Annotated in this window: 10 protein-coding genes; all 10 read left to right on the forward strand. The window is 71.7% G+C overall.

Translation table 11 applies throughout. The features are described from left to right. Positions 1-5 precede the first annotated feature (5 nt). The 10 genes from pstA to ACU6WY_RS14190 all read left to right on the forward strand — a co-directional run bounded on the left by pstA (position 6) and on the right by ACU6WY_RS14190 (position 14183). On the forward strand, positions 6-1274 hold the full coding sequence (pstA, locus tag ACU6WY_RS14145; protein WP_483820279.1) for a phosphate ABC transporter permease PstA: 1269 nt from the start codon (positions 6-8) through the stop codon (positions 1272-1274). Further along, a complete protein-coding gene (locus tag ACU6WY_RS14150) occupies positions 1271-2926 on the forward strand; it encodes a phosphate ABC transporter substrate-binding protein PstS (RefSeq protein ID WP_483820280.1) in 1656 nt (551 codons plus the stop codon). The genes pstA and ACU6WY_RS14150 overlap by 4 nt, the downstream gene beginning before the upstream one ends. Continuing rightward, entirely contained in the window at positions 2923-5643 is a 2721-nt protein-coding gene (locus tag ACU6WY_RS14155) for a hypothetical protein (protein ID WP_483820281.1), read from the forward strand. Before ACU6WY_RS14150 ends, ACU6WY_RS14155 begins: the two co-directional genes overlap by 4 nt. Before the next feature lie 138 nt (positions 5644-5781). Further along, a complete protein-coding gene (locus ACU6WY_RS14160; RefSeq protein WP_483820282.1) occupies positions 5782-6999 on the forward strand; it encodes a hypothetical protein in 1218 nt (405 codons plus the stop codon). 122 nt (positions 7000-7121) lie between these two features. Beyond that, positions 7122-8444, forward strand: a complete 1323-nt coding sequence (locus tag ACU6WY_RS14165; RefSeq protein ID WP_483820283.1) for an Ig-like domain repeat protein — start codon at positions 7122-7124, stop codon at positions 8442-8444. A 195-nt stretch (positions 8445-8639) separates the two neighbouring features. Further along, entirely contained in the window at positions 8640-9962 is a 1323-nt protein-coding gene (locus ACU6WY_RS14170; RefSeq protein WP_483820284.1) for an Ig-like domain repeat protein, read from the forward strand. Positions 9963-10035: 73 nt separating this feature from the next. Beyond that, positions 10036-11157, forward strand: a complete 1122-nt coding sequence (locus tag ACU6WY_RS14175) for a hypothetical protein (RefSeq protein WP_483820285.1) — start codon at positions 10036-10038, stop codon at positions 11155-11157. 38 nt (positions 11158-11195) lie between these two features. Then, positions 11196-11975 (forward strand): hypothetical protein, encoded by a 780-nt coding sequence (locus ACU6WY_RS14180; protein WP_483820286.1) that lies wholly within the window; start codon positions 11196-11198, stop codon positions 11973-11975. Beyond that, a complete protein-coding gene (locus tag ACU6WY_RS14185; RefSeq protein WP_483820287.1) occupies positions 11972-13063 on the forward strand; it encodes a sortase in 1092 nt (363 codons plus the stop codon). The genes ACU6WY_RS14180 and ACU6WY_RS14185 overlap by 4 nt, the downstream gene beginning before the upstream one ends. A 346-nt stretch (positions 13064-13409) precedes the next feature. Beyond that, complete coding sequence (locus ACU6WY_RS14190; RefSeq protein ID WP_230007536.1) at positions 13410-14183, forward strand: phosphate ABC transporter ATP-binding protein; 774 nt, start codon at positions 13410-13412, stop codon at positions 14181-14183. Position 14184: the final 1 nt, after the last annotated feature.

The following is a 14184-nucleotide window of genomic DNA, read 5'->3' on the forward strand; positions in this document are numbered from 1 at the left end:
TCCCCATGACGACCATCCATGACACCGCGCGACCGGACGCCCCGGCGACGCCCACGCGGCGCACGTCGCTCCCCGCGCGCTCCGGGGGCCACGATGCCCACCCCGAGCAGCAGCGCACCCTCGCGCGCATCCGCCGGGAGGACATCCTCCGTATTGTCGGCGCCGCCGTCGCGGCGGTGGGAGCGACCGCCTGGCTGTTCACCCAGGTACTGCCGATCGAGGGCGGACTGCCCTTCGTCCTCATCGCGTACGGGCTGTTCCTGCTCTTCTTCGTCGTGCTGATCAGCTTCGACGACGACCGGGTGACGATCACCGACCGCGTCTGGTCCGTGGTCATCCACTCGGCCGCCCTCGTGCTGCTCCTCGCGCTGGCGGTCGTGGTGGTGTTCACGCTGGTCCGCGGGTCGGATGCCTTCCTCCAGCTGAACTTCTGGACGCAGGACCTGTCGCTCGCCGGGCCGCTCGACCCGCTCACCACCGGCGGCATGCTCCACGCCGCGCTCGGGACGCTCATCATGATCGCGTTCGCGCTCGCGATCGCGATCCCGCTGGGTCTTCTGACCGCGGTCTTCCTGGCCGAGTTCCCCTCGCCGTTCAGCCGGGTCGTGCGGACCGTGTGCGAGGCGATGACGGCGCTCCCCTCGATCATCTGCGGCCTGTTCATCTACGCGACCTACATCCTGACCTTCGGCTTGGACAAGTCGGGGTTCGCCGCGAGTCTGGCCATCACGATCATGATCCTGCCGATCATCGTGCGCTCCGCCGACGTCGTGCTGCGCCTGGTTCCGCAGACGCTGAAAGAGGCATCGCTGGCGACCGGCGCCTCGCACTGGCGCACCATCTGGCACGTCGTGCTGCCGACGAGCAAGTCGGGACTCATGACGGCGATCATCCTCGGGACCGCGCGCGGCATCGGCGAGACCAGCCCGGTGCTGCTCACCGCCGGCTACACGACGTTCATCAACCTCAACCCCTTCTCGGGTCCGATGGTGTCGCTGCCGTTCGCGACGTTCACGCTCGTCAAGAGCCCCGAGGCATCGCAGATCGCGCGCGGCTTCGGCGCGGCCGCCGTGCTCATGGTGCTGGTGTTCGCGCTCTTCCTGCTCGCCCGCATCCTGGGCGGCAAGGGAGCGGGCCAGCTCTCCCCGCGCGGTCTCGCCCAGGCCCGCGCCGCCTCGGCCCGCGACGCGGCTCGCTTCGAGCGCCGCTCCGCCGACCCGACCGTGGATGCCACGGCAGCCCCCGCCGCACGATCCGACGGAGCCCCTTCATGAACCGCTTCCGCCTCTCGCTCGTGGCCGCGGCCCTGGGCGTCATCCTGATGGGCCTCGGCGTGTTCGGCACGCTCACGCCGGCGCAGGCCGTCGGCACCGTGCACGCCCCGATCGTCGGATCGGGCTCGACCTGGTCGGCGAACGCGCTCCAGCAGTGGATCCGCAACGTGTGGGCGAACTACCAGTGGAAGATCACCTACACCGAGTCGGGGTCGACGCAGGGCCGCAACGACTTCGCGAACGGCTCCGCCGACTTCGGCGTCAGCGAGATTCCCTACGCCATCTCGAACAGCAACGAAGCCGACGTCCGCCCCGCGCGCGGGTTCGCCTACATGCCGATCGTCGCCGGTGGCACCGCGTTCATGTACAACCTGCAGATCGGCGGCAAGCAGGTCACCAACCTGCGCCTGTCGGGCGAGAACATCGCCAAGATCTTCACCGGCGCCATCACGGTGTGGAACGACCCCGCCGTGCAGGCCGACAACCCGCAGCTCGCGCTCCCGGCGACACCGATCGTGCCGGTGGTCCGCTCGGACGGCTCGGGCACGGCGGCGCAATTCAGCATGTGGATGCGCCAGGAGCAGCCCGCGGTGTGGGACGCCTACTGCGGCAAGGTCGGGCGCCCGTTCGTGAACGGGCACTGCGGCGTCACGAGCAACTACCCCACGGTGCCCGGCAGCGGGTTCGTGGCGCGCTCCGGCGCCAATGGCGTGGCGGGGTACGTCGCCCAGGGGCACGCGGTCGGCGCGATCACGTTCGTGGAGTACTCGTACGCGCTGAACGCCCGCTTCCCCGTGGTGAAACTGCTCAACAGCGCCGGGTACTACACCGAGCCGACCGCGCAGAACGTCGCCGTCGCGCTGCTGTCGGCCCAGATCAATCAGGATGCCGGGTCGACGGAGTACCTCACCCAGGATCTGTCGCGCGTGTACACGTCGAGCGACGCGCGCACGTATCCCCTGTCGAGCTACAGCTACATCATCCTGCCCACCGCCGAAGAGTCGAACTTTACCGAGGACAAGGGCCTGACCCTGGGGGCGTTCGGGGCCTACTTCCTGTGCGAGGGCCAGCAGCAGGCCGAGACGCTCGGCTACTCCCCGCTTCCGGTGAACCTGGTGACGGCGGCACAGGGCCAGCTCGACCGCGTCCCCGGCCGAGACCCGGCCGACTCGCGGTTCTCGGTGGCCTCGTGCAACAACCCCACGCTCGACCCGTCCGACCCGAACGGCAACGCGCTGGCGAAGACGGCTCCCTTCCCCGAGGAGTGCGACCGCGTCGGCACCGTGCAGTGCAGTCGCGGCACGGGCGGGGCGCGCGACGTCGCGACGGGCCCGACCTCCTCCGACCCCGCTGCCGCGGAGGCGACCGGCGGTGACGCTGCCCTCGCCGCGGCCGCCGCGGCGGGAAGCGCCGGCGCCGCCGCAGCCGGCACCGCTGCGGCACGCGCCGGCGGCACACGCCTGAGCGCCGACGTCACGCTCGCGAATGCGACACCGCAGACCCTGCCGGTAGCGGCGTCGGGAATCCTCCCCGCCCTCGCGCTCGGCGCCGCGGCCGTCGGCCTCGTGGTCGCCGCCGTCGCTCCGCCGCTGTGGGCCGCACGCGCCCGGCGCACCCGGCGCCGTTTCCCCCTCGATCGGAAGACGACATGACCCGCTCCCTCTCGCGCCGCCCCCGCATCGCCACGGCAGCGACCTTCGTGGTGGCCATGTGCCTCGGCCTCGGCGTCGCCGCGACCCCGCCGGCCTCGTCGCCCGCGACGGCCGCGACGACCGCCGAGACCGGCTCGGCGGTGACCGTCGCGTGGGCGGGCGGCAACGACCCGGCGGTGCAGAAATACCAGGTCGATCACAAGAAGATGCTCACCGACGCCTCGGGCGCCGACGCCGGCAGCGGGCACTGGGACGACTTCAAGAATCTGAAGGTCACGGTGTCGAAGACCGCCGGCCTGCGCGACGAGGCGGTCGTGGTCACGGCGACGGGGATGGCGCCGACGTCGTTCTGGAACGGATATCCGCATCTGCCGAGCAACTTCCTCCAGCTCATGCAGTGCTGGGGCGATGACCCGCTGGCCGCGGACTTCGCCGAGACGTGCCAGTTCGGCGCGTGGTCGCAGGGGACGGGGAACGACGACGCCGCAAGAAAAATGGGCGCGGTCCTTGAGGGGCGGTTCGCGAGCACGCGCATGGCGGGCGCCTACGACGGTACCTCCGACGACGGCCTGGTGCCTTTTCGCACCGTCGCGGGTGTGAAGTCGAAGCCCGAGCAGATCAACCCCTCAGGCCACATAACCACCATCACCGGTACCGCACGCTTCTACTCGGCGGCGAACTCGAACGAACAGCCGATCGCGTACGTGGGTGCCGACGGGGCGCGAACTCCCTTCACGGTGCAGACCGCCGGAACCCAGCCATATCTCGGTTGCGGCAGCGCGCAGCGGACGCGCTGCTGGCTCGTCATCGTGCCGCGCGGCGTCCACTCGGGCGAGCGGGCCCACGACGACCCGACGACGCTCACCTGCGTCCCTTCCGGGGGACCCGGCGGCCGACCGCACGGCGAACAGATGGCGACCCAGATCGGTTCGCCGGTCCACCCCGACTGCGGGTTCTTCGACAACCGCCTCGTCGTGCCGCTGGACTTCGCCTCGCCGACCTCGGGGTGCGCGTCCGGGGCGCCCGAGTCGCGGCTGGTCGGCAGCGAACTGCTCGCCGAAGCCATGAGCTCGTGGCAGCGCGGGCTGTGCGCCAGCGTCGGCACCGCCTACAGCCTCACCACCAGTTCGGGCGGCGTCACCCGCGACCAGTTGCTGACCGGACGCGCGACGGCCGCGGTCACGGCGAATCCGATCACCGCCGACACCGTCGCGGAAGCGAACAGGGCTCTGGTCGACGAAGCACGGGTCCGCTACGCGCCGGTCGCCAATGCGGCGCTGACCGTGTCCTTTGTCATGTCGAGGCTGCAATCCACCCTGGATGAACCCCCGCGGGTCGTGGTGTCGCGCGACATCAAGATCACTCCTCGCCTGCTCGCCAAGGCCCTGACGCAGTCGTACAACCACGATGTTCCGTGGCTCGACGGGCGACCGCGGGTTCTCCCGCTCCCCGCGAACCCGCTGTTGCTCGCGGGCGGGCGCGACGTGGCGGATCCGGAGTGGTTCGCGCTCGGCAATCCCGCGCCCCTGGATCACTCTGGACACTTCGTGGTCACCGGCCCGCAGGGGGAGGATGCGACGCAGGCGCTGTGGCGCTACATCCAGGCCGACGCCGATGCCGCCGCCTTCCTCCGCGGGGAGCCCGATCCCTGGGGCACGCGCATCAATCCGTACTTCCTGCCGGCGGGGCACCCCGACGCGAAGGGGGGCGGGCTCGCGTACGACCTGTCGCGCGATCCGATCGACACCGTCCCGCGCGCCGACCAGACGCGGTTCCCCGAGGCCACCACGCCAGCGGAGGAAGAGGAACTCACGACCAGATACCGCGGGCTCCAGGTCGACTCGGTGGGGATGATGCCGTACTCCGAGAGCTTGACGGCGAACGCCGCGCGCATCGCCCGCACCGACACGAAGTTCACGAACCAGTGGGATCCCAATAAGGACAACGGGGCCGCGTCGCCCACGGGAGGCTGGGTGCCCGTGCTCCCCCACATCGGGGGAAACCGGTTCACCCTCGGGCCGACCGATGCCGCCTCCGCCGCGCGGTTCGCGCTCGACAGCGCCGCCCTGCCCCTTCCCCTCGCCGCGCGCACGAGCAAAGACGACGTCGCCTCAGCGCGCACCTGGGTCGCCCCGACCGCTACGACGATCGGCAACGCCGCCCGAACCCTCACGGGCAGCGACCCCGAGACGCTGCCACAGATCGACCCGCGCACCGTCGGCGCGGACGCCTACCCGCTCACGGTTCCGCTCTACGCGGCGGTCAACGTCGCCGACCCCGCGCTGGATACCGCGCAGCGCGCGCGCCTCACCGAGTTCCTGGCGTACGTCGAGACCACCGGGAACCGCCCCGGCTTCGCCCCGGGCGACCTGCCGGAGGGGTTCGCCCCGCTCACCGACAGCCAACGGGCGCAGAACGCCGCGGCGCGAGAGAGGATCACGAACGAGGTTCCGGCCGAGCCCCTCCCCGCGTCGAGCGGGGGCACGGCGCCTGCCTCCGGGACAGCCGGGCCGCCGGCCGTGGTCGCACCCGGCGCCGCGGTACCGGCGACACTGCCCGCCACGGCCACCGGGACGGCGGCGGCCGCCCCCGCCGCCGCGGCCGCCGGTGCACCCTCGAGCGGGGCGCAGCCCGTCCTCGGGGGCGCGCTGATCGCCGGGATGGCGGGGCTCATCGCCGCGCCGTTCCTCCTGCGTAGGAGGACGCTCGGCGGCTGAGCACCGAACACCCACAGACATTTCGTTCGTCCCCGCGAACGAGAGCGGCCCCCCACCAGAACCGGAAAGTCACAGGTGAGGGGCCAGGCCCCACGCAGGGCGCCATAAGGGGAAACACTAACCCAAGGAGAAGTTGCAATGCAAACGAACACTCGTCGTCGCGCCGTCGTCGCCGCTGCCGCTGCCGCGGCCGTCGCGCTCGGTGCGTTCGGTGCGGCCGGTGCCGCCAACGCCGAGCCCGTCGGCTCGCCGACCTTCCGCTCGCTCGCGGGCGTCGGTTCCGACACCACGCAAGACCTGTACAACGGTCTGAGCCAGGTCATCACGAACGCCGGCGGCACCAAGCTGCTCGGCTCGTACAACGCCACCAACCCCACCACGGGTGCGGTCAACGACCCCATCACCACCAAGAGCGGTGGCACCACCTTCGACCGCCCCAACGGCTCGAGCCAGGGTGTGTCGGCGCTGAAGTCGGCCAAGGACACCACCACGGTCTTCCGCGGCAAGAACCTCGTCAGCACCGATGTGCAGTTCGCGCGCTCCTCGAGCGCGGCGAGCTGGGTCTCCGGCGGCACGTACTCGTACATTCCGATCGCGCTCGACGGCGTCACCTACGCCAAGAACGCCGCCGGCGCCGCACCGAGCAACATCCCGCTCGGCACGAGCGCCGGCCAGGACACCGACGGTGACGGCATCCTCGACCTGACGCTGCGCAACATCTACACGCGCAACGCCACCACGACGCTCGAGAACGCCGCTAACACCACCTTCACCGTCGGCAACCAGGCCTCGAATGCCCAGATCGTGCCGTTCAAGCCGCAGTCCGGCTCGGGCACCCTGTCGTTCTGGACCAGCACGATGGGCGGTTCGCTCGGCTCGATCGTGTCGGACTCCTACACCGACGGCTCGGGCTCGCACCAGGTGCAGGAGCACGACGGGGCGGTCACGGCGGCGGTCACCAACGCCGTCGTGCCCTTCTCGATCGCGCAGCACATCGCCCAGGGCAACAGTTCGACGCTGCTGACGTCGTACAACGTCACGGTCGCCGACCGTCGTGACGGTGCCGTGCTCGGTCAGGTCAACGGCGTCGCTCCGCTCGCCTCGGGTGCGCTGAACACCGCGTTCCCGGTCGTGCGTCCGGTCTTCACCGTCGTGGAGTACGCCGAGCTGGCGACCAACACCACCCTGCGCAACACCTTCGAGGGCGCCACGGCCGCGGCCTACACGGCCACGCGCCTGAGCGACCCGTCGAAGCTCGTCATCAAGGACTTCGGCTTCGGCGACCTCGCCGGCGGCGTGACCATCGGCGCCACCACCTACAACCCCGGTGACACCACCTCCTTCCGCGCCAACTGATCCCGTGGGCGGCTCCGGCCGCTCCCACACCGGTGGCATCCGCCCTCCCGGCGGGTGCCACCGGCCCACGTCTCGTCTCGTTCCGTTTCCGCACCCGCGCTCCTCTACCCGAAAGAACCCGCATGAAACGCTCCCGCAGCCTCCTGGCCGCCACGCTCACCGCCGCCGTGGCCCTGTCCGCTCTCGTCGCCGCGAGTCCCGCCACCGCCGCGACCCTGAACCCCTCCAACGAGATCAACGGCGGCGCCTACACCTTCACGATCGCCCCGTCGAGCGCGTCCGGAATCGACCCCGACGCCGGAGAGTCGGTGCTGAAGCTCGGTATCGCGTCGCTGAAGGTCGACACGGGCTGCCCCGAGGGATACCGCGCGTCGTCGCGGACCTACATGGTCACGCCTGACGGTATCGAGACCGCCGTTGCCCTCATACGCACGGACCAGTCCGCCGCGACCTGGGGCCTGCAGGGGAAGCCGATCACCCTGAGGGGCGATTTTGGGGCGTCGTTCGAGCACTTGAACGACACGACCTTCCCGACCGGGATCAACCGTCTCGTGATCACGTGCGACCCCGAGATCGGCGACACCTCGAACCCGATCGGCGATTCGAAGTACTTCGTGGCCTTCATGGAGGTCGACCGCGCGGAGATCTGGTGGAAGCAGGTCCCGCGCCCCGTCACCACGCCCGACCCCCAGACCGCCACCAGCACCACGCTCGCCGCCTCGGGCACCTCGGCCACCGCGACGACCCTCTCGGCCACCGTCGCTCCCGCCGCCGCCACCGGCACGGTCGCCTTCACCCAGAACGGCACCGCCATCGGTGAGGCCCAGGTCACGAACGGTGTCGCGACGTGGAGCGCGACCGGTCTGACCGCCGACACCGAATACACGTTCGGCGCGCAATACCTCGGCGACTCCGCCCACCTGACGTCGACCGCGACCGCCATCAACGTCCGCACGGCCGCCGCCCCCGTCGTGATCGACACCGCCGAGACCGGCGTCACCGTGTCGGTGCCCGCGGCATCCACGGCCCCCGAGGGCCTGAAGATCACCGCCTCGCCGAGTTCGGTGCAACTCCAGGGCCCGACCGAGCGCGCTGTCGGCCAGTCGTGGGTCGCCACGGGCTCGCTCGGCACCGTCACGGTCACCGACGCGCGCGCCGACGGCTCGCGCACCGCGTGGTCGCTGTCGGGACAGTCCTCCGTGTTCACCTCCTCGGCCGGCACCATCGGCGCGAGCGCCCTCGGCTGGACGCCGTCGCTCCAGAGCGGTCCCGGCACCGCGGGAGCGGCATCCACCGATCTCTCCTCCGCCCGCCCCCTCGTCACGGGCGGTGCCACGACGGGGAACCCCGTGACCACGTCAGCGGCCGCGGCCCTGACGCTCACGGTTCCGCCCGCGACCGCCGCCGGCGACTACACCGGCAAGCTCACGCTCACCCTCATCTGAGCACCCGGTGTCCCGCCCCGCCCCGCGGGGCGGGACACCTCCTCTCCCGACCCCCACCCGAAAGCCCGATCCCATGACCCGTCGCCTCCCGCTCGCCCTGGGCCTCGTCACCGCGGGTCTGGCCGCTCCCACACCTACCATCACTCCCTCTCGTTCCGTTTCCGCACCCGCGCTCCTCTACCCGAAAGAACCCGCATGAAACGCTCCCGCAGCCTCCTGGCCGCCACGCTCACCGCCGCCGTGGCCCTGTCCGCTCTCGTCGCCGCGAGTCCCGCCACCGCCGCGACCCTGAACCCCTCCAACGAGATCAACGGCGGCGCCTACACCTTCACGATCGCCCCGTCGAGCGCGTCCGGAATCGACCCCGACGCCGGAGAGTCGGTGCTGAAGCTCGGTGTCGCGTCGCTGAAGGTCGACACGGGCTGCCCCGAGGGATACCGCGCGTCGTCGCGGACCTACATGGTCACGCCTGACGGTATCGAGACCGCCGTTGCCGTCATACGCGAGAACCAGGCGGCTGCCCTCTGGGGCCTGCAGGGGAAGCCGATCACCCTGACGAGTGTCTACGGCGCGAACTTTCGAGCGCTCGACGAGCGCACCTTCCCGACCGGGATCAACCGTCTCGTGATCACGTGCGACCCCGAGATCGGCGACACCTCGAACCCGATCGGCGATTCGAAGTACTTCGTGGCCTTCATGGAGGTCGACCGCGCGGAGATCTGGTGGAAGCAGGTCCCGCGCCCCGTCACCACGCCCGACCCCCAGACCGCCACCAGCACCACGCTCGCCGCCTCGGGCACCTCGGCCACCGCGACGACCCTCTCGGCCACCGTCGCTCCCGCCGCCGCCACCGGCACGGTCGCCTTCACCCAGAACGGCACCGCCATCGGTGAGGCCCAGGTCACGAACGGTGTCGCGACGTGGAGCGCGACCGGTCTGACCGCCGACACCGAATACACGTTCGGCGCGCAATACCTCGGCGACTCCGCCCACCTGACGTCGACCGCGACCGCCATCAACGTCCGCACGGCCGCCGCCCCCGTCGTGATCGACACCGCCGAGACCGGCGTCACCGTGTCGGTGCCCGCGGCATCCACGGCCCCCGAGGGCCTGAAGATCACCGCCTCGCCGAGTTCGGTGCAACTCCAGGGCCCGACCGAGCGCGCTGTCGGCCAGTCGTGGGTCGCCACGGGCTCGCTCGGCACCGTCACGGTCACCGACGCGCGCGCCGACGGCTCGCGCACCGCGTGGTCGCTGTCGGGACAGTCCTCCGTGTTCACCTCCTCGGCCGGCACCATCGGCGCGAGCGCCCTCGGCTGGACGCCGTCGCTCCAGAGCGGTCCCGGCACCGCGGGAGCGGCATCCACCGATCTCTCCTCCGCCCGCCCCCTCGTCACGGGCGGTGCCACGACGGGGAACCCCGTGACCACGTCAGCGGCCGCGGCCCTGACGCTCACGGTTCCGCCCGCGACCGCCGCCGGCGACTACACCGGCAAGCTCACGCTCACCCTCATCTGAGCACCCGGTGTCCCGCCCCGCCCCGCGGGGCGGGACACCTCCTCTCCCGACCCCCACCCGAAAGCCCGATCCCATGACCCGTCGCCTCCCGCTCGCCCTGGGCCTCGTCACCGCGCTGCTGCTCGCCGGATCGGCGGGCGCTCCCGCCCACGCCGCCGACGACGATGTCACGTGGAGCGTTCAGCCCTCCACTCCCGCGGGCCCCGACGGTCGCGCGGCACTGTCCTTCCAGGTCTCCGCGGGCACCGTCATCACCGACTGGGTGGCCGTGACCAACTACTCCGCGGCTCCCGCCACCTTCCGCGTCTACGCGGCGGATGCCAGAACCGACTACGACACGGCCGCGTTCACGCTCATCAACGCCGACGCCGCCTCCACCGACCTCGGCGCCTGGACCGCGGTAGCCGGGTCCAACGCCGTCTGCACCCCCGAGGACGTCGCCTGCATCGCCGCGATCGGCACCACCGTGACCCTCGACCCCGGGGCCCGCGCCGACGTGCCGGTGACGATCACGGTCCCCGCCGACGCGACCCCCGGAGACCACTCCGCCGGCATCGTCGCCTCTCTCGTCAGCACCGCATCGGCCCCCGGCGGAGCGGGTGTGTCCCTCGAACAGCGCGTCGGCACGCGCGTCTACGTGCGGGTCGGCGGTGCCCTCGCTCCCGCCCTGTCGATGCGCGGGCTCGTCGCCGGCTACACCCCGGCGAACCCGTTCTCGGGAACGGCGTCCCTCGACGTCGATCTGGCCAACACCGGCAACACGCGCGTCTCGGCGGCGCCGACCGCGACGCTCACCGGGCCGTTCGGCATTCCGCTGGCCTCCGTCCCCCTCGCCGTGGTCGACGACATCGTGCCCGGCGGCGTGGCGCACGTGTCCGCCGAGCTTCCCGACGTCCCCCCGCTCGTGCTGCTCTTCGCCGATGTGCGGATCTCCCCCACCGCGGCCACCGGCGCCCTCCCGGGTGACCCGCTGCCGGCGGTCGTCACCGGATCCGTCATCGCGTGGGCCGTGCCGTGGCTGGTGCTCCTCGTCCTCCTCGTGCTCGCCGCCCTGGTCGCCCTCGCGATCTGGTGGCGCCGGCGCGCACGCGCCCGCCTGGCCGAAGACATTGCCGCCTACGCCGACATCGTGCGGGCCGAGGAGCGCGACGCGGCTGCGCGGGCCTCCACCGACGCCTTCGAGGGCACGAAATGACGACCTCCCTCCGGCCCGAACGAAAGCGACCCCGCCACATGCGTGCACCGCACCCCGCCCCGCGATTCTGGGCGGCCACCGCCCTGGCGGTCGGGCTCACCACCTCCGCCATCGCGGGAAGCGCCGTCGCGTGGGCCGCCGACTCGGACACGAGCGACATCGTCGTCTCGGTGCCCTCGCCGACCCCCACCACCGTGCGGCCGTGGTCGCCGTCGCCGGCGCCGAGCGTGCCGGTCGCCGCGCCACCCGCGTCGGCACCGGGGAACGTTCCGCCCGCCGCGATTCCGCCCGCGAAGGCCTCGACCTCGGCGGTCACCACGCCCGCCACGGGGGCGGCATCGGGCGCGAGTCAGCCCGCCGGACCGGCGACCGAACCCGCGATCTCGGCGACGCCCGCGACGACGGGCGAGAAGGCGGCGACCGATCGCGAGAACTACACCCTCGGCGACCAGGTGACGGTGAGCCTCGACGGCTTCCGCCCGGGTGAGAAGGTGCAGATCCTCCTCTACTCGCAGTCGCGGACGATCGGCAACGTTCCCGCCGATGAGGCGGGGCGCCTCTCCCACACCTTCACACTGCCCGACGACCTGCCCGTCGGGGCCCACACGCTGCAGCTCACCGGCTGGGAGTCCCAGCGCATCGGTCTCGCCCCGATCTTCGTGACGGCTGCCCCCACCTCCGACCTCGCGGCCCAGGGCGTTCCGGTGTGGATGTGGTGGGTCGGCGGCGGGCTCGGCGCGCTGCTCCTCGTCGCGGGAGCCTGGTGGGCATTGCGTGCTCTGCGCGCTCCCGCGCCGGTCGAGGGAGCCGTCGCGTGACCGACACGACGGAGGCGTCGACGGATGCCGCGACGACCGAGGTCATCGCGCCCGCGCGTCCCGCGACCCGTCACGACGCCGAGGCTCCGTCGCGCGCATCGCGCCGCCCCCTCCCGTCGCTGACGTCGCTGCGCCCGTCGCGCGCGGGACGGCCGCGTCCGCCCGGGCCCCGACGGCCCCGCCGACCGAAACTGCCGCTCCCGAACCCGCCGCAGCGCGCCCCGCGCGACGAGCGGTGGTGGATCGGTGTCGTCGTGCTCACGGCATCCCTCGTCTTGCTCTCCTTCGTCGCGCACGCCGCCGTCTTCTCGACGCTGCAGCACCACCGCGCCCAGACGATCGCCTACGACGGGCTTCGTACCGCGATGGCGAAGGGAACCGCACCGGTGAACCAGATCCAGGTGGCCCCCGGGCAGACCATCGAGACCGGCTCGATGAACCCCGTGGGGACGCCGGTCGGTCTGCTCGAGGCGCCCGCGATCGGATTGAGCGAGGTGATCCTCGAGGGTACGTCCGGAGACACCCTGCGCTCGGGCATCGGACACCGCCGTGACAGCGTCATGCCGGGACAGCCGGGGACGAGCGTCGTGCTCGGCCGCCAGACGACGTACGGAGGTCCGTTCTCGCAGCTGTACCGGCTGCAACCGGGCGACGACGTGCGCGTGACCACCGGCCAGGGACTCCACACCTACCGGGTGCTCGGTCTGCGTCGCGACGGCGAGGCCCCGCCGCCCACCGAGGGCGCCACCGCCCGCCTCGAGCTGCAGACCGCGGACGGCTTGGCGCTCTTCCCCTCGGGCGTCCTGACCGTGGATGCCGAACTCGTGTCCGCCCCCGCCGAGCCGGGCGTGCTGGCAATGCTCTACCCCGCACTCCCCGACGACGAGAGGGCCATGGCCAGCAACAGCTCGGCGTGGTTCTCGACGTTCTTCCTGGCGACGCTGCTCGCCGCGGCCGCGGCCGGTTCCGTCTGGCTCTGGCACACCTGGGGCCGGCGCCAGGCCTGGGTCATCGCGGTCCCGCTCATCATCGCCCTCGGTGTCGCTACCGCCGACCTCGCCATGGGCGCCCTGCCCAACCTCCTATGACCGACCCGAACGAGGACCTTTCATGACCCCGCCTGACGATCAGCCGACCGCCGACGACATCACCGAGGTGCACGCTTCCCTCGCGGCGGCATCCCCCCGGGAGCGCCGCCCGCGCCGGTTCTTCGCCGCGCCCTCCTCGCACGCTCCGGCGGAGCTCGCCGAAGCGGATTCCGCGCAGCTCACCGCCGCGCGCGTTCCCCTTGCCGACGACACCGTCACCGAGGTCGTCACGGCCTCGGCGCGTGCGGCATCCGCTGCGCCCCTGCGCGTGCCCGCCGAGGAGACGGTGCGCGACGCCGCGGACGAGATCGCCGCCGCCCACGCCGAATCGCACCCGCGGCGGGAGCTGTCGACCCTCGACGCGCAGCGCGTCAGCGCCTGGTTCGGCACCCACAAGGTGCTCGAGCGCGTGTCGCTGACCATGCCCGCCGGGCAAGTGACCGCCCTCATCGGTCCCTCCGGATGCGGCAAGTCCACGTTCCTGCGCATCCTCAACCGCATGCACGAACTCGTCCCCTCGGCCTCTCTCGCCGGGGAGGTGCTCCTCGACGGCGACGACATCTACGAACGCCAGAAGAAGCTGCAGGACGCCCGCAAAGACATCGGGATGGTGTTCCAGAAACCGAACCCGTTCCCGGCGATGTCGATCTACGACAACGTCGTCGCGGGGCTCAAGCTCACCGGACGACGCGCCTCGCGCGACGAGAAGGACGCGATCGTGGAGCGCTCGCTCACCTCGGCCGGCCTGTGGAAAGAGGTCAAGGATCGGCTGCGGGCCCCCGGCGGCGGGCTCTCGGGCGGTCAGCAGCAGCGTCTGTGCATCGCGCGGTCGCTCGCCGTCACCCCCAAGGTGCTGCTGATGGACGAGCCGTGTTCGGCGCTCGACCCCACCTCCACGCGCGTCATCGAAGAGACGATGAGCGAACTGCAGAAGGAAGTGACGATCGTCATCGTCACGCACAACATGCAGCAGGCGCAGCGTGTGTCTCAGCAGTGCGCCTTCTTCCTGGCATCCCAGGGTCAGCCGGGCCACATCGTCGAGCATGGCGACACCGAGGCGATGTTCAGCGAACCGCAGGATCCGCGCACGTACGACTACGTCAACGGGCGGTTCGGCTGAG

The organism is Microbacterium sp. ZW3a (assembly GCF_057167165.1).